We start from the raw sequence: 19,642 nt of genomic DNA, 5'->3' as shown, positions 1-19,642 counted from the left end.
CTGTCTACTCCTTTTTATAGTAATCCTTTTTCCTGACAAACGGCTTGAACCTTTTGCTTCAATTCATCGTGATCGATAATACTGTCTAACACCACGATCTCACCTAGATGCTGCGCACTATCGGCTAAATCGCCACCAACAAAGAAAACATCCGCCATATCGGGTGCAGCACTTCCTAAATCATAATGGGACACTTCCACACCTGAGACACCCAATTCATTTAAAACAGAATTGATATTCATCTCCACCATAAAACTTGATCCTAATCCTGACCCACACACTGCTGCAAATTTCATTTTTCATCTTCTCCTTCTCTGATCACTTCAATTATTTGATCCGCATTGGTTGCGGAAAGTAACGCAGTTAGTTTTTCATTATTCGACAAAATTTTTGTTAAACTCGCTAACGCTTTTAGATGGAGCTCATTGTCAACCGCCGCCAAACATATAAACACTTGAATGGGGTGTTGCGGATCATCATTCAAAAGTACTGGCTCTTTGACTTTTAATAACGACATCCCGATCGCATTGACCCCATCTTCTGGACGCGCATGGGGCAAAGCGATACCTTTTCCAATATGGATAAAAGGACCGTGATCTACCACTTTATTGATCATGGCGGTTATATACTGTTCCTCAATTTTATTGGTCTTTTTTAATGGCGCAGCAGCTTCTCGAATGGCTTCTTGCCAAGTCAGCGGCACCTCGGTAAATTGGATGGTTTCTGCTGTTAGTAAATCTGATAACATCGGACGTTGGTCTTCCCTTCTATTCAATTCTCGATTGATTTTTCTTTGCAAAATTTTTCTCAGCTTTTGCTTACTGATTCCTGCTTTTAAATCAACATAGGGCAAAATCACTTCTAACACATCGTCAATGGAATGCAAACCAGTTTTTGAAGGAAAGAATGCCGCTTGTACGTTTCTAAGCAGTTCATCCTTCTCAATGGGCGTCATAATCGGATTGATCACATAACATGGTCGTTTGGTTTTGATCGGGGCACTGGAAAAAATCAGATCAATCTCGTCATTGAAACGAACATTTTCATACTCTTCGATCGAACGAGCCGGCAAAAAATGGATCTGGGGAAACAGTTCCTTTAATTCTGATTCCAAAATCAAGGATGAACTGATGCCGCTTGGGCAGACAACTAATGCATTCAATTGGAAGTAATCACGTTTGGCCTTTTGTTTACTGATTTCTCCACCAAACAAAATCGTAAAATAACCGATTTCTTCATCAGGGATCGTACCGACTAGGTCTTCTAAAGAACCCAGTGCTCGTCTCGTCAGTTCAAACAACTCATTGTATTGCAGCTTGATTTCTTCAATCAGTACATTCTCGAGTGGAAAACCGTAGCGGATTCGAAAATACGCCGGGACAAGATGATAGAATGTGTTCATCAAAAGGGTGCGATAGTCCACAAACTCGATAGCTGCCAGCCGTTCCATTTCATGAATGATCTTACTGGCACATTCCAATAAAAACTCTAATGAAGTATCTTCGATATCTCCTTGCAGAATCGTTTTCAACAGGATCGTTACATAAAGTTCTTCTGTTTTCCGATCTTTGATGGCAGGAAATTCTGCTAAAAACTGCTGACTAACTTGATGGACATGCAGCGACTGTAGCAGCGATGTTTCTGTCTCCGCTAAAGAAACAGACGTTTCTGCCATCCGAAAGGATAAATAATTAAGAAAATAAAGCATTTCTTCGAAGCGGCTCGGTACGATCACCAGATTGAAGGCAGTCAATGTTGCGGACAAACGATCTCTTATTTGAATATATATCGTTTTATTCTGCTCATAGATTCCCTCAAATAAAAGCAAATTCCCATTTTTCGTATTGGATAACGCACTGACTTTTCGAAAAGCAAGAGCGCGAATCTGATATTCCTCTCCCTCTAGATAAAAGCCATATTTTCGAGAGTACAATAGTTGAATCTTGAAAGCTGCAAGTTCCTCTCTGATCCCCTTTAAATCCTTCAAAATCGTATTTTTACTGACATAGAACAGCTCTTGAAACTGGTAGACGGATAAGTCTTTCACTGCTGAAAAAGTCAGAAGATAAATCATGGACCGCCGCTCTTCTTCCGAAAAAAACAACGTGTTCTTCTGGACATCGAAAAGAATTTCCGGCCATTTTCGTTGAATCAGCGAAGGAATCAAAACTTCTCCCTCATGCATCGTGATTCGTTGATTCAACCGCTGTTCAGTGATTTGATTGATCTTGGCAATCTCCGCCAGAAATTCCTCATCCCTCCACTTCGTCAACTGAAGAAACGCCTCAATATTTGGTTCTGAAAACAGATACGTCAATTTGAAATGAATCATATTTGCTACCCCCACCTAAACTATAGCTTGCACAAAATGAAATCGCCATCATTTATCGGTACAACTGAAGCTCCGTTTTTTTTAAACGATGGACCGAAGAGGAGATTTCAAGGATTACCATAACATCCAATAAAGTATTCGAGAAGGTTTTATTGATAGAAGCAAATGATAAAAAATACAACATTAAAAAAAGCGAATCATTTACTGATTCGCTTAGATAATGATGCTATTGTTGTTTTATTATTGAAACTATCAGAATCATGAAGGACAATCGTCTTTTTTCCAATATACTTTTTTAAAGTTATTTTCTAATACCTAAAAATACTTATCTTAATGAATGATGGAAAATAGGCTTCTTCTATCTACTCACTTATACTCACAGGAATCGTTGTTCCCGTTTCTTGCGCCTCTGCGGTTTCATTTTTCACTTGCTGCTTTTCCAATATTTTGAAAAATGGCATATAAATAAAATATGAAATGAAAATCGATACAAAAGACCAAACGGCTGCTCCAATACTACCATTAGTAGCTAAATAAGGACCAATAATAGGAGGAATAGTCCATGGAACTTGAATAACAATCGGTCCTACTATACCAATATTCATTAAGATATACGTACCGATACATAGGACCATAGGCGTTGCTATAAACGGAATAAGCATTACAGGATTCATCACAATAGGCAAACCAAAAATAACCGGTTCATTGATACAAAAAATAGCTGACGGCAAAGATAATCGTCCAATCGACTTATACATCTTACTTCTGGAGTGGAGCATATTTAACACTAGACCGAGTGTTGCTCCAGTTCCGCCTAAACACATAAAGACAATCCAAAATCCATCGGCAAAAACATGAGGTACTTCTGCACCACTTTGAAAAGCTGCCGTATTATCAGCAAGATAACTTAGGAAAACAGGGGTCGCAATCCCAGATAAAACATTGTCTCCGTGGATTCCACATATCCATAGCAAACAAACGAGAAGTGTGTATAACAGCATGCCTGGGAGTGTTCCCATCCCTTGCATTAAAGGTTGGAAAACAATAGTAATGATTTCATTGATATCAGCCCCTAATAAAGTTCTGACGATCCATATAACGGTCAGAATAAATGCCCCTGGGATTAACGTTGCAAAAGAGGTTGCTACAGTGGGCGGCACACCTTCTGGCATTTTTATTACAATATTGTGAGTGACAAACCATTTAAAAGCATGAGTAACAAAGACCCCAACAATGATCGCGGTAAACATACCACTAGCACCAAAATTAGCCAAATTTATCGTCCAGTCATCGTTTAATGTTGCTAGAAGAAAGCCGATAGTTGTGAGCATCGAATTAGAAATAGCATCAACACCAAACTCTTTTCCTAAATGATAGCCTATACCAATGGCAGATATCAGTCCAAGGATTCCGAACGTAACATTGACTGGTGCATTCAACTGCGGCCCCCAATTTGACACAAAATCCATCCATGACTGTATTGGAAAGTTACCAATGATTAGGAAGATACTTCCAACAATAGTAAAAGGAATCGTCATGGAAATCCCATTTCTTATAGCAACTAAGTGTTTACTATTGCCTATTTTCAGCAATATAGGCAATACCTTATTCTCAATGACCTGCATCTTTTTTCCTCCTTTTAGTTCACGACTTCCTTATCAACCACCAATACAGGATCTTTGTGCAACCATAGAGAAGTAACTGGACACTCTTTTGTAATCGTACCGCATAGAAATTGTTGTATCGCAGATTTCTTTTTTGCCCCACTAGCTTGTACGATCATTGTTCCAGATTGTAATAATTGTCCTATCCCTAACGTAATTCCTTTCGTACGATCAACTTTCTCATCTGAAAAATATTTTTTCCCAACACTTTGGGTTGATTCGTCTAAGTTCACTATATGAGCTTTATCTTCGAAGGACGAACCAGGCTCATTAAAACCTAAGTGCCCATTTACTCCAACCCCAAGCAAACTCAGTGTTAATCCTCCATTCTCCTCGATAAATTTATCAGCTTTTTTGCATTCCTCATTTAAATCATCGGCTAAAGGATCAAATGTGTGAAGTTGCTTTAGGTCAATAGGAACCCGATTGAATAAGTTTCTTTTTAAATAGGATAGACAACTGCCTTCATTTTTCGGATCGATTCCAACCCATTCATCTAGTTCAATAAACTTTGCCTGGGATAAATCTATTTCTTTGTTGATTGCTGCTTCTGCAATGATGTTAAGCGTTCCTACGGGTGTATCACCACCTGCAAAGCAATATAACCCATTTGGCTTTTCTTTTAAGACATCTAAAATGAGTTTTGCACAGATCTTACTGACTTCTTGGTAATTTGCCTCAACATAGTATTTTACTTTCATTGTCATTCTCCTTTAAAAAAATTCGGCAGATATTCTTTGTGTGCTAAAAGCATTTCATCAAGTAGTTGCTTTGCTGTCCTATCACTTGGAACTAAGGGATTGATCGTCATCGCTAATAAAGCAGTGTTATAGTCTCCCGTAACAGCTGCTTGGGCCGCTATACGTTCAAAAGACTTAATTTGTTGAACTAGTCCTTTGATAGGAATAGGTAATTCACCTGTAGTCAAAGGGATCGGTCCTTGTTTTGTAATCAAACAATTTACTTCAACCGCTGAATCACAATCGATATCACTGATGGCACCATTATTTCTTGTATTGACCGTTTGAATATCACGTTTGTCATTATAGATGGAATTAATTAAATTACATGCTGCTTCACTATAATAAGCGCCCCCACGTTCTGACAATTGAGGTGGTTTGATTGCTAGATGTTCATCTTTATAAAGTTCAAACAACTCATGCTCGATTTTCTGCACAACTTCTGCACGAGTTCCTTCTTTCTCTGCTGATCGTTTTTGCTCAGACAACATAGTAGCTGTTTGATAGTAATACCTTAAATAGCCGATGGGAATCATGCCAAGTGTTCGGAAAAAATTTGGTTCCCATTCTAAATCAGCAATGTTTTTCAGACCAACTGCATCGCCAGTATCTTGCGTCATCAATGTAAGTACTTTTTGGGTCACATCAATCCCTTTATGATAAATCTTTTTCGCAAAAACCATATGATTTAGCCCAGTAAATTCAACATATAATTCTTCTTTGGGTACTTTTAATGTTTCTGCAATGCCACGTTCTATTCCAATTGGTCCATTACACAAACCTACTACTCTACGCATATTGCTATGGCGTAAGACAGCTTCTGTCACCATGCCAGCTGGATTAGTGAAGTTGATCAGCCATGCTTCTGGGCAAAGGCGCTCCATATCTTTCACTATTTCTAAGATAACAGGAATCGTGCGTAATCCTTTAAAAAGCCCTCCTGGACCATTCGTTTCTTGTCCAATCGTGTCATATGTTAAAGGAATTCTCTCGTCTTTCGCTCGCGCTTCCAAAAGACCTACACGAAATTGCGTCGTAACGAAGTCCGCATCCTTTAATGCCGCTTCACGATCAAGAGTCATATAAATTTTCATTGGAAGGTTCGCTTTTTTTACCATACGTTTAGCAAGTTCCCCAACTATTTCTAATTTCTCTCTTCCTTGTTCAATATCCACAAGCCATAATTCTGAAATCGGTAATTCAGCATATCGTTTAATAAATCCTTCTATCAATTCTGGTGTATAACTTGATCCACCGCCAATTGTTGCAATTTTTATTCCTTTATCCATCCTGAAACACTCCTTTAACTTAACTACATGGTCAGTATAGATTATTTTTATCCCCTTAAATACCGCTTTTAAGTAAACGGTTACAAAAACAGACGATTGACACCGGTTACAATCCTGTTACAATTTGTAACAGGAGGGGATTACTATGTTGTTTCTTGACTATCAACCAGACTTAAATGAAACGGATATTGAGGTATATAAAGCAATTATTTCAGAGGTAAATGCAGTTGCTTCCATGAGTATTCGAGAATTAGCTGAGAAAAGTCATACGAGTACTGCCAGCGTATTACGCTTTTGTAAAAAATTTCGCTGTACCGGTTTTTCTGAATTTAAAATTTACCTTAGTGCGTATCTCGAATCTCTTAAAGAAGAAAAAGAGGTAAAAACACTTGATTTTGAGAGTGAACTCTTGAATTTTTTAGCACGGACACAAGACAAATTCTTTGAAGATAAATTTGATGAGGCAGTTCACTTATTGATGGAAAAAGAGCTGATTATTTTTATTGGCGTAGGCTCCTCAAATGTTGTTGCTGAATATGGTTCTCTTTATTTCTCGTCACTATTTAACATGGCGATTCGCATTGAAGATCCTAGTAATTATCCTATTAATTACCTATCCACTGAGTTAGCAAAAAAAATGTGTATCGTCGCTTTATCCGTTTCCGGCGAGACCACAGAAATCATTCAATATTTAAATCATTTGAATCTATCAGAAAGCTCAGTAATAGGAATTACCAGCAGCTCTAATTCAACACTTTCTAAATTAGCTGATATTTCAATAACCTATAATATTTCGCTAGAAAAAATTAATGAAGCTGATATTACAACCCAGATACCGGCAATGTATATTATTGAAAAGTTAGCCAAAACCGTGAGAAATAGAATGGAAACTCAATAGATTTGTATAAAAAAATTCTTGCTAATAAATTCTTCAGGTAATTCTTTCCGTCTAAACACAAGTTCACCGACCGATATTTCCACAAAAAAAGAGACTCACATACATCTATGTGGTCTCTTTTTGTTATATAGATTTGTTCAGTTTATTTGTTTCACTTACCTTTGGTTTGAGACGACTTCAAAAAATCTTGTGAAGTTTCCTCTTCTCAATCATTTGCCTCTTCATTTCCTATTGTTGAGGTAACTTTTTCATCGATACGTAAAAATGGTAAGTAGATAAAAACACTCACAGCAATGATCGCAATTTGTAAGACTGATGCTCGCCAATCGCCACCAGTTGCTAAAAATCCAGATATGACGGGAGGAGTGGTCCAAGGTATCTGCACGACTACATGATTGATCAAACCAACAGCTGTCGCAAAATATGCAACTGTTAGGGAAAAAATCGGTGCCAATACAAATGGAATAATCAAACTAATATTGAAAACAATTGGTAAACCAAAAATGATTGGTTCACTGATATTAAAAAGTGCTGGAGTTACGGATAATTTTGCAAAGTCTTTGTAATCTTTACGACGACTAAAGATAAAAATAGCAATTAGCAAAGCAATAGTATTTCCTGACCCTCCCATAACAGCAAACGTATCTTTAAATGCCATGTTTATGATATGTGGAATATCTTCCCTATTCGCATAAGCAGCCATATTCTCTTGCATATTTTGAATCAAGAACGGATCGAGAAGTGAACCTGATATCACTGCTTGATGAATTCCAAACCCAAAAAAGAGATTTGCAATTGAGGTAATTAAGAGGAACCCTGGTAAACCTGTCGTTACCCTACTTAAAGGCCCAGTGATTAGAGTAGTAATCAACGAATTAACATCCATATTGAATAATTGATTGACAGCAAATGAACCAATTGCGAAGGTAGTCACGGTAATCATGATCGGAATAAGGACGTTAAAAGACTTCAACACAGCTGGAGGGATATTTCCTGACAATTGAATTTGTAACTTTTTATTATTAGATAACTTAATAAAGAGTTCCGTAGCAGCTAAGCCCACAAAAATTCCAACGAACATTCCTGACGCACCAGTATGAGTGACAGGAATAACCCCACCTACTTCCAGCGCTTCTTGACTTCCTTCTGGTGTAAACATCGTCATCATAGGGGTGAGAACAATAAACGTTGAAATAGCGACTAGAACAGCAGCAATATGATTTGTATAATTTCTGCTAACACACATATGATAAGAAACTGCCGCAACAACTAATAGTGTCGTTATACTTAGCGTTCCATTACTGATGGAAGCCCCGATCTCTTGAATCGTCGTTAATGTTGCTGGATCAATAATATTTCCCATAAATCCTGTTGGCTCTAAAATAACATAGTTGATCAATGTAACAAATCCCGCCAACATCATAAAAGGCATAAAAGTGGCGAAAGCATCCCTTAGTGTTCGAAGATGAATCTGGTTCCCTAACCTTGTGGCTATTATTCCGAACTTTTCAAAAATAGCATCTTTTTTACTCATAATTCCAATCAGTCTCCTTTTTTAGTTGTAAGCGATTGCTTATGGGATGATCATACACCAGCTCTTCCAAAAAGTAAATATCTTTATTTAAAATTATATATCTTTTTTTGAAAGTCAAAAAAAGACCAACGAAATTCGTTAGTCTTCACTTCTCAACAAAAACTGCTTCAAAAATAAAATCTTTGTATAAATGTCTCGAAAGAGAATATTCAAACGGTATACCAGAAGACAATGACACCACTTTGTCTACCTCTATCATAAACTCGCCTGGTTTTACAGAAAGAATTTCCGCATCGAAATCATTTGCCACATCCCCTTTGATCCAAATATGGGAAGATTTAATCTCTAGACTAAGCTCATTTGTAATGTAGCCATATACAGAACGTTTCAAATGCTTTGGTTCTAACCCCGGTATAACAGAAAGTGGCATAAACGTTTGCTCAATAGAATAAGGCTGTTCATCAATAAAACGACTTCTAATAATATTATAGACATACTCTTTTTGATTTATTTCTAAAATTTCTGCAACTTCATTCGATGGCAACTCAATTGAGAACGTATGGATTTCAGAAGTCACATGTTCTTCCCCTACTAAATCAAAAAGACCTTCATTTGGTCCAAACACTTTCGAATTATCAATTGGTCTGCGTAGAACTTCCGTTCCAAATCCACTACGTGTTCGTAAAACTCCCTCTGATACTAGCATATCAATACCTTTCTTCACAGTGAGCTTACTTGTTTGATACTCATGCGCAAGTTCATCGCCCGTAGGTAATTTTTCACCGATTTGATAGGTTCCATTGGCAATTTTTTTCTTTACCTCCGTATAAACCTCCATATATTTTGGCTGTTTCTTCATAACTTACTCCCTCATACTCATCTCTATTACTTATACTTTAACATAAAAATTGTCTTTTTACAGCTAAAACCATACCCACCACAAAAAGATATATATTTTTAATAAAAAGTATTTATTTATATCAAAAGCAATGTTACACTGTTAAAAACGAACAGGAGGAAACGATAATGTCAATACATACTCAGTTAACATTTCCAGCTGACTTTTGGTGGGGATCCGCTTGGTCAGCAGAACAATCTGAAGGGCGTGGAGAAACAGGAAAAGCAGAGACCGTATGGGATCGGTGGTTTCACGAAGAACCTCATCGTTTTTATAAACGAATTGGACCTAGTATTACGACAGACCATATCCATCGTTACCACGAAGATATTCAATTGATGAAACAAACCGGGCACAATTCATTTCGGGTGTCTATCTCATGGGCACGAATGTTTCCAAATGATGGGGTTGGTAAAGCGAACGAGAAAGCGATAGCCTATTATCGAGATCTTTTTACCGAAATGAAAAATAATAATATCAAAGTTTTTGCGAATCTCTATCATTTTGACATGCCAGCAAAATTACAAGATAAAGGGGGATGGGAATCACGTGAAGTTGTTGAAGCTTATGTAAATTTTGCTGATACCTGTTTTCTAGCGTTTGGCGACTTAGTTTATCATTGGTTCACCTTTAACGAACCTTTGGGGCCAATCTTGGGCTCTTATTTAGAAGATTTTCACTATCCAAATCTCATTGATTTTAAACGTGGTGCTCAAGCAGCGTTCTTTACCATATTAGCCCATGCAAAAGCCATTCAAACTTTTAAAAAATACCAGCTATCTAGCAAAATCGGAGTAATTCTCAATTTGAGTCCGACTTTCCCAAGAAGCCAAAATTCAGCAGATAAAAAAGCAGCAGAAATTGCGGATCTTTTTTATACTCGTAGTTTCTTAGATCCCATGGTCAAAGGAGTATTTCCAGAAAAACTAGTCTCTTTGCTGGAGGAATATGACCAATTACCCGTTGATTTCAATGACACAGACCTAAAAATTATTGAAGAGAATACCGCGCAGATACTTGGTCTAAACTACTATGAACCACGCCGTGTCAAAGCAAGAACTTCTGCCGTTAATTTAGAAAGTCCATTCTTACCAGAATGGTTCTTTGAACCGCATATTATGCCTGGTCGTCGAATGAATGAATATCGTGGATGGGAAATCTATGAAAAAGGAATTTATGATTTATGTATGGACATCAAAAATAACTATGGAAATATTGAATCCTTTATCTCAGAAAACGGTATGGGTGTTGCTAATGAAGAACGGTTCATGGATGAAAATGGTCAGGTGATTGATGACTATCGCATTGAATTTATCCAAGATCATCTCGCCTATTTATGGAAAGCAATTCAAGATGGCTGTAATATAAAAGGGTATCATCTATGGACATTCATTGATTGTTGGTCATGGATCAATGCATATAAAAACCGCTACGGCTTAGTTTCTTTAGATTTAGCCACACAGAAACGTACAATAAAGAAAAGTGGCTTGTTTTACAAGAAACTAAGTAAGCAAAACGGTTTTTCCTACGATCTCGAGCGATTGGTAGATTAGCATTCACGAATATGATCGATAGTGATCTGTATAGAAGAAACCTGTTGCCACAACTCCTCTCTAGCACCTTTTAAGAAGGCGACAGGGTTTTATTAGTAAAAAAATAACCGTTTCCTTGCTAAAGTCGACGGTTATTTTTTTGTTATTTTTCACTGTGGCTAGGATACGAAAGAGCAGCACGGCAATAAATGTACCAGAATTTATCTGGAACTTATTAGCCGCTAGTTTCGATAATAATGCTTCCCTTTTCTTTAAACATTGCATTCGTTTTTAGATGTTCGAACACTTTTCAAAAATGACTACATCGAACACCTTATTCCAATTGAGAATAAGGTTTTGCCTATGTCGCTTATCGATTTTGTTTGAAAATATCCTTGTTAAAGTTGAAAAATCACTCTCTTCTTGCTATACTAACTATGTAAAGAGGAGTTGTTGCCACAACCCCTCTGCAGCGCCATTTAAGACGGCGACAGGTTTTTTAACTTAAAAGATAACCGTTTCCCTGTTAAAGTCGACGGTTATTTTTTTTGTCATTTTTCACTGCGGCTAGGATACCAAAGATCAGCATGGCGGTAAATGTACCAAAACTGATCATTAGCCCGATTGCTTCCGCTGTGGACAAAAAGGCTTCTCCTTTCTGAAGAGTTAGTACTTACATTCATAAGCACCACCACCTTTCAAAGATAGCCACCGTCACAAACTTTACTGCAGTCAAATGGTACCATACTTCCATCAATAAAACTTTCAAATACCAAGGATTTATCGTTATTTTTTTCACGGTGCATGGTCTATTTGCTTTGATTCATTCCATAGAATCGTCAAAATAACCTGCTGTTCTTTCTTCAAGGCTGATCCGCTCTTTCCCGACATTCTCCAGTCCCTTTTCTCAGTCCCAATCAAGGGCCTTCCATCAAGAAAAATAGTCAAAAGTCAATATCATTCTATTCACCAAAAACCACTTTTGTTATAGTAACAAAAAGGAGAATGCAGATGAGAAATGAACGAAAAATCATTCAAGATAGCACCCTTGGTGTAGAGGCTTTATTATTTAACGGCATCCAGCAGGAGTTTCCCAACCATTGGCACGAATATTATGTGATTGGCTTGATGGAAGCTGGGACGCGTCAATTCACCTGTCAAAATACCTGCTATATCGTTGAAGCAGGCGACTTGATTTTGATTCCGCCAAAGGCTGCCCACCGCTGCCAGCAACTCACAGAGGAAAAGCTGGTTTACCGCAATATCCACTTAACCCCGGAGAACATGGCGGTACAAGTACAAAAAATTTTTAACACTCAATTGACGCCGCACTTTCCTGAACCGGTCATTCGCCAAGTGAAAGAAAAAGAGGAATTTCATGCAGTGCACCAGCTGTTGCTGTCGGATCGCGGCGATGAGTTTGAAAAACAAGAACGCTTTACTTGTCTCCTTCACGACCTGCTTGTTCAGTATGCGGATTTCACCCACGAACAAACAGATCCGGTTTCAAATAAAGCCGCAGCGGCAAAAGCCTATATCGATCAACATTATGCCGAAAAATTGTCCTTGAGTGAATTAAGTGACGTTCTTGGAATGAATCAGTACGTCTTGATTCGACAATTTACCAAAGCGTATGGGCTGTCGCCGTTTCAATATTTAAGTACGGTGCGCATCAGTGCTGCCAAGAAAAGACTAGAATCACAAGAAGCAATTGCAGAAGTCGCTTTTCTGACAGGTTTTAGTGACCAAAGTCATTTTACCCGTATCTTTAAAAGCTTGATTGGGGTCACCCCGAAAGCTTACCAAACAATTTACCAAGAAGATGGAGTGAGAACGTATGAATAACCAAGAAAAATGTGTCATGATTATCGATGAACAATTACCGATTGGCTTAGTTGCAAATACTGCTGCAATTTTAGGCGCAACCTTGGGCAAATTGTTTCCCGAAGGAATCGGAGAAGATATTTACGATTCGACAGGCAGAAAACACCTTGGCATTGTCAACTTTCCCATTCCTATCTTAAAAACGAACAAGGAGCAGTTGCAGACCATTCGTGAATCGATCAGTCAGCAAGCAGATCCAGAAGTAACCATCATTGATTTTTCCGACGTTGCTCAGACCACCAATTCTTACGAGCAATACCGTCAGACGCTTGAGACGATTCCCACAGAAACACTGGCTTATTTTGGTCTTTGTTTAAAAGGCAAGAAAAAGAGTATCAATAAAGTCGCTGGTAGTTTGCCGTTGTATCGGTAAAGCGCTAGTAAGAAAACGGTCGTTTAAAACAAATTTTCTTTTTGTCGGCCGAACAGTCTTCTTGCTATATACGTTATTTATAAACAGTCTTACAAAAAAACAAACACTTTTGAGGTGTTTGTTTTTTTGTAAGAGATTTTCTAGCATACATTTTCTTGCTCTTTGATTTTGCCAAGATCAATTGAAAAAATAAACTACTCTCCTTGATAAATATTCAACCCCACTTCAGTATCTTCTACACAACTGTTCGCTGGTGCTTTAACAATCAGAAAAAGAAAGTAAAAGTCTCCCACACAAGAAGCGGCATGTGTGGTAGCAATCAAGGTAAAAAGAGATGCCGTCAACCAGCCAAATAAATATAATAGAAAGAGGCCCACAGAAATGCCAATGAATGGCGCCAATAAAATGATGGCAAATTTCCCTTTTGAATAAAAGGAATGGGGACTCGTGGCATATGCTACCCCATTTTTGAACCCAAACTTTACCTTCCCTTTAGGGTCAAAAAGCTTGAAGAAGGCACCATGAATCAATTCATGAACAATGATGAGAATAAAATACGCAACCATTAAGAGCAAAAGATCGAAAATAAACGAAGTTTCAGCATTTGACCCATGACCACCTAAGACAAAGAGTGTAAAGAACACATAGAAAAAAATAAAACTAGGGATCGCCGCGAGATTCAATCTCTTTATTGTTTTTTTATCATCCATTAAATTAATTTGTTTGAGTAATTTCATCGCTGTTCTCCTTTTCTTTTCGACATTCTTCTTAGTACTTAATTTCTATGAATTCCCTTTACCCAACCAACAAGAGCAGCAAACACAAAACCAGTGCCGTTAAAACGAAGAGGAAATTGATCGTTTCTGGCGCACCTTCAATCCTTCTCTTTAATGGCGGAGGACGAAAACTTGGATTCATGCTTTTCGTTTGGTAGTCCACGCTGCTTGATAAAAAGCTGTCGGAAGGGATCATAAACACCAAGAGAACGCCATAAATAATGGATGCAGGAATCAGGAGTGAGCATTTGGCTAAGTAGCCAATCAGTAGACTCACGATCAAAGGAATAGCTACGTATAAAGCACTTTGGTACAGTGATCGCCGAATTGGTTTCATAGGGAAGTCTCCTTAGTCAGTCTTCGTTACACACAGGAAAAAAATAATTTTATTTACTTATCAAATAAATATACCATTGCTTTCTAAGGGTGTAAACACGCAGAAAACCAATTCGATGCTGCCAAGTGCGGCTACCCAATGCTTGGTGCAAAAAAAGAAGTGGTTTCTTCCCACTTCTTAAAAAGCACTCTCCTTGCCTTTCTATCCTCGCTTAACCTCTCAAGATAATCGGAAACCGTTTAGTAAACCATTATACTTACCAGATTGCTTCCCCTCTTCCTTTTGAAAAAGCTACGACGCTGGACAAAGAAGCCTGCGAACATTGTCTCTTTATTAAAACTTCTTCTGAAAAGCATTCGTCTAAAAAAATCATACGGCCTTGTCTTTCCTTTTGGTTTCCTACAACACCCAATCTACTTGAGAAAAGACTGCGGAACCTTCTTTAGAAAAGCAAGCGTCTCAAGAAAATATAATCGTGCGGTTTCTGCCCTTCCTTTTGGCTTCGTACAATGCTTGATCCGCTTGATAAAAGATTTCTGAAATGTCTAACGTAGGACCTGCTTCTGAAATCCCTGCTGAAAAGTAAAGGGTCAGTTGTGTTCCCTCTAGTTTCAACTGTTCATTACTTAAGAACAAATGAAATTCTTCAATAATTTTTTTCACTGACACGGAAGTATTCTCTTTAAATAGGACTAAAAATTCTTCGCCACCATACCGATAGACTTCGATTAAATGGGAAGGACTTTTTTGATAGAGAAATGTCGTCAGTTTATCCGAAAAGAAGGTTAAGGCTTGATTGCCGATTTGATGTCCATGGTGATCATTGATCTGCTTAAAATGATCTAAATCCATCATCACCACGACCAGCTGATCCTTCTCGTTTATCACCAATTTTGAAATATCTTCGTTCAAACTACGGCAATTTTTTACCTTCGTCAACTCATCATAATTGCGCTCAATGATCTTCGTATTGATTTTTTCGAGAAAGTTTTTTTGATTCTGCAGATAATACTTCCATAAAGAAACGATTGCCACTGATCCAATCCCTAAAGTGACAGCATCCCAAAGACCAACTTCATGGCGATGAAAAAGCAATGCATTGACCATCGGCGAGACAACCGTAACCACAATCGAAAATAGATAAAAGACAGTATGATTTGTCTGTCCGTAAAATCTTTTCTTTAATAAGCAAGTAATGATTAAAATGATGTAATTTAATCCGATAATAAAGAGCATGGCTCCCCATTCGAATTTATTGATCAATGCAAAAAAAGTTAGCAAGATGACGGGGACCAGCCCAATCAGATATATTTTTTCTTTGAGGATACCAAAATAATAAATAAAGATTGGAATCGTATATTCATACGCAACATAACCGATACTGTTCAAAGAAAATGATATAATAAAGTAGACTTGCGAAATGAACAGAACGACACCGATAAGAATTTTAAATGACAAGCGTAAATTCAATTCTTTGAAGTTCTTGATAAACAGATCCTACGAAATGAGCAAGCTTACAACTAAAACAGAATAGATCGCAGCATAAATCAGATGGACAAACACACTATTCCTTCTTTCTTTCATAGATTTTTCTTTAAAATCCTTCGCCCATGATTTTGAAAGGCTCGATTCTTTAACAATGCAGGTAAAGAACTCGATCTTCCTTTCCTGCACTTCATGAAACCAAAAATAAAACTACCCCAGAAAGGAGCAGAAACCAATGTCTGAGAAAATAGAACAAGAACTCTTATCGATATTTCCTCAATTATATTTTGATGCCCAGCCTATCTTTCAAATGAAAGCAGATAGTCAGAAAGTGATTGGCTACGAATTATTATTGAGAAGTACCGAAAGAAATAGGTTTCCCCTTTCCTTCTTCCAGCAAGTGATCAAATACAAAAAGCTACACACTCGCTTACTGCAATGGTACCGAAATGAAATTTTCAGCTTACTTCACCCGAATGAAGAAACAAAAATCAGTCTTAATATCCACCCGCAACAACTCAGCTACCCAGAAACCTTTCTGATGTTAGCTGACTTAGCACCCTACCATGATCGTATTTTGATTGAGATCACCGAAGACGATACGGAACCTTCTATCGCCTGTGATCCCAAGTCTTTTCTTATGAACAAAATCAACCAAATAAAAAAGATGCGCTTTTCTGTCGCATTGGATGATGTAGGGACAGGCATTCATTCACTGACAAATATTGCACCGATGCTGGATAAAATCGATGTGATCAAATTTTCGCCTATCTCGTTGCGAGTGCTGTCCCAAAAGGAGATTTTCTTTTTGATCGACTTCTGGCGAAATATCGCCAGCAATCGTAAAATCCAATTTATTGTCGAAGGGGTCGAAACCTCGGATATCCATGAGTACTTGCTTGAAGAAGAGATTTTTCTTCAACAAGGGTTTTATTTGGACAAACCTTCCCCAGCTAATCAATTAAAGCGAAAAAAATAGCCATCGCGTCGTTTATTTTTCTCACTATACGCGATTAAAAATAAACGAATATTAAAAAAATGAACAGATGCCCTTCAAATATAACACAAATAATTTTATTTGCAGAATTTTTGCTGATTCGGCATCGTTTTAACGGTGATTTTACATGAGAGGGAGTAGAAACCAAAGCAAAGACCTTTTTCAGATAAATGAATAGACAAAAAGCATTCAAGAAACCAATTCCTGAATGCTTTTTGTCTATTCACCCTTTTTTTCGATACAAACCTTCTATTTCAATCGCTCACCTTTACTAATTGCAGAAACATTAAAAATACTCATCACTTCTTACCAAATCGTTTTGCTAGAAGTGATTCCGACTATTCCCCTCCTTGATTTATCTCACGTTGAAAACCAGAGAATGCTTCGTTTCCATTCCTAGATTGTAACCGCACAATTCTTTCAGATAAAAGCGATAATCTTTTTCGACGATTCGAATGATCTCGTCATCGGAAAAATCGTCAAATCGCATCATTTCTGTGACTAAAACCAGTTTGGCATCGATTCCCAGAATATCTGGGGTGATCGCCCAAAATGTTTCTGGAGAAATCCCTGCTATCAATTGATCAAGTAACGTTAATTGCTTTTCTAAATAAGAGGCTAAGGCACCATTTTCACGATTGGAATCCGTAAATTTCTTTTGAAATCCATCAAGATATTCTATCTTTGAAGTAAATACAGTCAAGCTTCTTTGCTCCTTTCTTTGAGGGGAACAAGCCCCCTTATTTTCTTCCTAAGTCTCAGCCTATTCTTTCTCGTTATCTATTCACTACTTTTTCTAGCTACTGAAAAAACACCAAGGTCCAGTAGTTAATGAAGAATATCCAGCAACCCTCTGACCAGCTGCTTGTAATGCTCTTTTTGATCCTTCGCCTCATCTTCTGCCTTGATTGAAAGACTTTGCTCAATTGCTTCTTGAGGCATCAACAAATGGGTGTTCAAATTTGAGATGTACGAGACGCATTCTTCCAACAACTGATACTCTTTTTGTAGGACACTAGGTACTTTATACGTACGAAAAATGAACAAATAGCGAGCATTCGCTTTTATTTCTTCTATGTGATTATTTTCTAATAAGTAACGCATCTTATCTATTTGTTCCCCTTGGGGATAGGGGCTAGAATCTGCAGTCAGCAGATGATAGTAGTAGCCAATATATTCACTATTTATGATGGTTCTTTCAAATGCTTCTTTCCTGATCTTCATCTTCTGTATCCTTTCAAAACTATCACTGACCTCACTTATACAGCGTTTGTGGTATCACTAAGGACTGCTTACCTTTTTGATTCATTTTTTATCCGCTCTACTCTTTCATTAAAAAAGAGAAACTGTAAGTTTTCCTCACAGTTTCTCCTTTACGCTTCTAGCGATGACGATAGTTAAGGAGCGACGCTTTCACCGTGCTTCTTTTTTCTTGTCGTTGCAATGACAAACAGTACTAAGAGTGCATACCCAAGGATGATCAAACGAGTGGTGTTTGAAGAACCTGTTTGCGGTAATTTCCCTTGTCCGATTTGAGAAGCATCTGCGACGATCGTTTTCTTATTGTCATCGTCTGCTTCTTCCTCTTCCTTCGCTGTTTCACCAATTCGACCAGTCACAGTGACCTGCCCTGTTGTCGCCTCTGCGACAACGGTTTCTGATAGCTCCCAGACAGTCAGAGCCAGTAATGCAGCGATGAAAAAAATGATTCTTTTTCGTTTTTTCATACGATAGATCCCTTCTTTACTGGGATTTCAGTTTTTAGTCTTCCTCTACATCCGGCGCAAAACTCAAGACCAATTTGAAACTTGGGTTTGATTCTTCTGATGCATTGACAGGAGTTGCTTCACCAGTGAACGCAAACGTCCCTTCATTCGTTCCTTGGTTGCCTTCAAGGGTAAACAATTCTGTTTCTGTTACAGTTGGTGTGCCGTTTTCAAACAACTCAATCCCGTTTACGTTTAACAAGTCTACTTCAGACATATTCAATGGTGTATCAACACCTGCAACAGAAGCGATCACACCAACTGCTGAGTTATTTGTCACTGTGTACGTAGGCGAAACGATCTCTGTATGACTTGACGCTTCTGTCGTATAGAACAAAGCAGTCGTTGGAATCGTTACATTGATCCATTGGTTCAAATCATCGGGATTTGGTCCAGGTGTTGTATTCTCGAATTCACCGATGATCCCGTTTACTTGGACATCTCCTGACGTATCGCCTTCACGTCCGTCAATAGTTTGTGTCGCAAAAGCGGTGGTGCCGCTTGCGATTACTCCTGCGATCGTTGCTGTACTTAGAATAGCTGCTACAAATTTTTTCATTTTTATTTCCTCACTTTTCCTTTTTTTAATTCTTAACGATAATCGTTAATTCAGCTTCAGTGACCCCTTGTTTTTCTTTGCTTTCAGGGTCGTAAATATTGATGGTGGCTTTGGCAGGATACTCGCCTTTTGCCAATGGTGTCGCTAAGGCGACATTTTCAACAAATTGATTTGGATAGATCGCACCGGAAGAATAGATGACTTCCCCGCTCGACAGTAAAGAGATATCCACGGCGATTGGGTACACATTGGTGCCTGGATTAACGATTTCGATGGATCCCGTGCTTTGACCATCTTCAAAAATGGCTTCTGGATTGATTTGCAGGGTGAAATAATTCGCATCTGCAATTTCCTGCGCCCGTTCAGATAATCGCTGATCGGTGGCATCGCCAGATTCAGGCAAAAGGTCTGCACTGATCAACGGAACCGCTTCGTTTGATTGATAGAAATAGTACCCGAGTCCACCGGCAAGTACGGCCAATAGCAACAACCACCAGAGCCATTTCCGTCGTTTTTTATTTTCGGTTTGATTCGTTTGCTCCAATGGATTCACCTCCTTCACGTTTGGTACGATCTTT

General features: G+C 38.2%; 21 protein-coding genes. 5 read left to right on the top strand and 16 right to left on the bottom strand.

Translation table 11 applies throughout. The features are described from left to right. Positions 1–14: 14 nt before the first annotated feature. From IGI92_RS03030 to IGI92_RS03010, 5 genes are all read right to left on the bottom strand, one after another. The gene (locus tag IGI92_RS03030; RefSeq protein ID WP_430608000.1) at positions 15–296 is read right to left on the bottom strand and encodes a PTS sugar transporter subunit IIB; all 282 of its coding nucleotides are present in this window, start codon (positions 294–296) and stop codon (positions 15–17) included. After that, a complete protein-coding gene (locus IGI92_RS03025) occupies positions 293–2,332 on the bottom strand; it encodes a BglG family transcription antiterminator (RefSeq protein ID WP_413135129.1) in 2,040 nt (679 codons plus the stop codon). Before IGI92_RS03025 ends, IGI92_RS03030 begins: the two co-directional genes overlap by 4 nt. A 362-nt stretch (positions 2,333–2,694) precedes the next feature. Next, complete coding sequence (locus tag IGI92_RS03020) at positions 2,695–3,957, bottom strand: PTS sugar transporter subunit IIC (RefSeq protein WP_430607997.1); 1,263 nt, start codon at positions 3,955–3,957, stop codon at positions 2,695–2,697. Positions 3,958–3,971: 14 nt separating this feature from the next. Next, positions 3,972–4,697, bottom strand: coding sequence for a glucosamine-6-phosphate deaminase (locus tag IGI92_RS03015; RefSeq protein WP_139960420.1), 726 nt, complete (start codon positions 4,695–4,697; stop codon positions 3,972–3,974). 2 nt (positions 4,698–4,699) lie between these two features. After that, complete coding sequence (locus tag IGI92_RS03010) at positions 4,700–6,025, bottom strand: 6-phospho-beta-glucosidase (protein ID WP_016619912.1); 1,326 nt, start codon at positions 6,023–6,025, stop codon at positions 4,700–4,702. 145 nt (positions 6,026–6,170) lie between these two features. On the opposite strand from IGI92_RS03010, the gene IGI92_RS03005 reads away from it, so the two are divergent. Continuing rightward, entirely contained in the window at positions 6,171–6,923 is a 753-nt protein-coding gene (locus IGI92_RS03005; protein ID WP_005232077.1) for a MurR/RpiR family transcriptional regulator, read from the top strand. Positions 6,924–7,128: 205 nt separating this feature from the next. Here the strand turns inward: IGI92_RS03005 and IGI92_RS03000 are convergent, their stop codons facing one another. Both IGI92_RS03000 and IGI92_RS02995 read right to left on the bottom strand, forming a co-directional pair. Beyond that, positions 7,129–8,457, bottom strand: coding sequence for a PTS sugar transporter subunit IIC (locus IGI92_RS03000; RefSeq protein WP_430607996.1), 1,329 nt, complete (start codon positions 8,455–8,457; stop codon positions 7,129–7,131). 145 nt (positions 8,458–8,602) lie between these two features. Then, positions 8,603–9,316: a GntR family transcriptional regulator gene (locus tag IGI92_RS02995; RefSeq protein ID WP_008377910.1), complete on the bottom strand. Its 714-nt coding sequence runs from the start codon at positions 9,314–9,316 to the stop codon at positions 8,603–8,605. A 167-nt stretch (positions 9,317–9,483) separates the two neighbouring features. Between IGI92_RS02995 and IGI92_RS02990 the strand changes: the two genes are divergently transcribed. Beyond that, positions 9,484–10,908 carry a glycoside hydrolase family 1 protein gene (locus IGI92_RS02990; protein ID WP_430607994.1) on the top strand — a complete coding sequence of 475 codons (1,425 nt, stop codon included), beginning with the start codon at positions 9,484–9,486 and terminating at the stop codon, positions 10,906–10,908. A gap of 505 nt (positions 10,909–11,413) precedes the next feature. Here the strand turns inward: IGI92_RS02990 and IGI92_RS02985 are convergent. Beyond that, positions 11,414–11,530 (bottom strand): putative holin-like toxin, encoded by a 117-nt coding sequence (locus tag IGI92_RS02985; protein WP_080646931.1) that lies wholly within the window; start codon positions 11,528–11,530, stop codon positions 11,414–11,416. Between the two features lie 368 nt (positions 11,531–11,898). Between IGI92_RS02985 and IGI92_RS02980 the strand changes: the two genes are divergently transcribed. Both IGI92_RS02980 and IGI92_RS02975 read left to right on the top strand, forming a co-directional pair. Next, positions 11,899–12,732 carry a helix-turn-helix domain-containing protein gene (locus IGI92_RS02980; protein ID WP_074934353.1) on the top strand — a complete coding sequence of 278 codons (834 nt, stop codon included), beginning with the start codon at positions 11,899–11,901 and terminating at the stop codon, positions 12,730–12,732. After that, positions 12,725–13,144: a DUF2000 domain-containing protein gene (locus tag IGI92_RS02975; RefSeq protein WP_005232083.1), complete on the top strand. Its 420-nt coding sequence runs from the start codon at positions 12,725–12,727 to the stop codon at positions 13,142–13,144. Before IGI92_RS02980 ends, IGI92_RS02975 begins: the two co-directional genes overlap by 8 nt. A 194-nt stretch (positions 13,145–13,338) precedes the next feature. Here IGI92_RS02975 and IGI92_RS02970 read toward each other — a convergent pair whose 3' ends face one another. The 3 genes from IGI92_RS02970 to IGI92_RS02960 form a co-directional block, all read right to left on the bottom strand. Further along, positions 13,339–13,881 carry a DUF3267 domain-containing protein gene (locus tag IGI92_RS02970; RefSeq protein ID WP_430607992.1) on the bottom strand — a complete coding sequence of 181 codons (543 nt, stop codon included), beginning with the start codon at positions 13,879–13,881 and terminating at the stop codon, positions 13,339–13,341. Positions 13,882–13,939: 58 nt separating this feature from the next. Then, positions 13,940–14,257: a hypothetical protein gene (locus tag IGI92_RS02965; RefSeq protein ID WP_005232089.1), complete on the bottom strand. Its 318-nt coding sequence runs from the start codon at positions 14,255–14,257 to the stop codon at positions 13,940–13,942. Positions 14,258–14,716: 459 nt separating this feature from the next. Next, positions 14,717–15,715: a GGDEF domain-containing protein gene (locus IGI92_RS02960; RefSeq protein ID WP_430607990.1), complete on the bottom strand. Its 999-nt coding sequence runs from the start codon at positions 15,713–15,715 to the stop codon at positions 14,717–14,719. A gap of 262 nt (positions 15,716–15,977) precedes the next feature. Here IGI92_RS02960 and IGI92_RS02955 point away from each other — a divergent pair, with 262 nt between their 5' ends. After that, positions 15,978–16,721, top strand: coding sequence for an EAL domain-containing protein (locus IGI92_RS02955; RefSeq protein ID WP_005232094.1), 744 nt, complete (start codon positions 15,978–15,980; stop codon positions 16,719–16,721). A gap of 373 nt (positions 16,722–17,094) precedes the next feature. Here the strand turns inward: IGI92_RS02955 and IGI92_RS02950 are convergent, their stop codons facing one another. The 5 genes from IGI92_RS02950 to IGI92_RS02930 form a co-directional block, all read right to left on the bottom strand. Then, a complete protein-coding gene (locus tag IGI92_RS02950) occupies positions 17,095–17,442 on the bottom strand; it encodes a DUF7006 family protein (protein WP_005232097.1) in 348 nt (115 codons plus the stop codon). Between the two features lie 125 nt (positions 17,443–17,567). Beyond that, a complete protein-coding gene (locus IGI92_RS02945; RefSeq protein ID WP_061053740.1) occupies positions 17,568–17,963 on the bottom strand; it encodes a hypothetical protein in 396 nt (131 codons plus the stop codon). A gap of 173 nt (positions 17,964–18,136) precedes the next feature. Beyond that, positions 18,137–18,466, bottom strand: a complete 330-nt coding sequence (locus tag IGI92_RS02940; RefSeq protein WP_301389759.1) for an LPXTG cell wall anchor domain-containing protein — start codon at positions 18,464–18,466, stop codon at positions 18,137–18,139. A gap of 34 nt (positions 18,467–18,500) precedes the next feature. Next, positions 18,501–19,064, bottom strand: coding sequence for a hypothetical protein (locus tag IGI92_RS02935; RefSeq protein WP_430607988.1), 564 nt, complete (start codon positions 19,062–19,064; stop codon positions 18,501–18,503). Positions 19,065–19,089: 25 nt separating this feature from the next. After that, entirely contained in the window at positions 19,090–19,608 is a 519-nt protein-coding gene (locus IGI92_RS02930; protein WP_430607986.1) for a hypothetical protein, read from the bottom strand. Positions 19,609–19,642: the final 34 nt, after the last annotated feature.

Origin of the sequence: Enterococcus sp. DIV2379 (assembly GCF_050542965.1) — a bacterium.
In the GTDB taxonomy this organism is placed as follows: domain Bacteria; phylum Bacillota; class Bacilli; order Lactobacillales; family Enterococcaceae; genus Enterococcus_D; species Enterococcus_D entomosocium.
The sequence above is the reverse complement of the archived record's forward strand: the minus strand, read 5'-3'. Positions and strand labels throughout refer to the sequence as shown.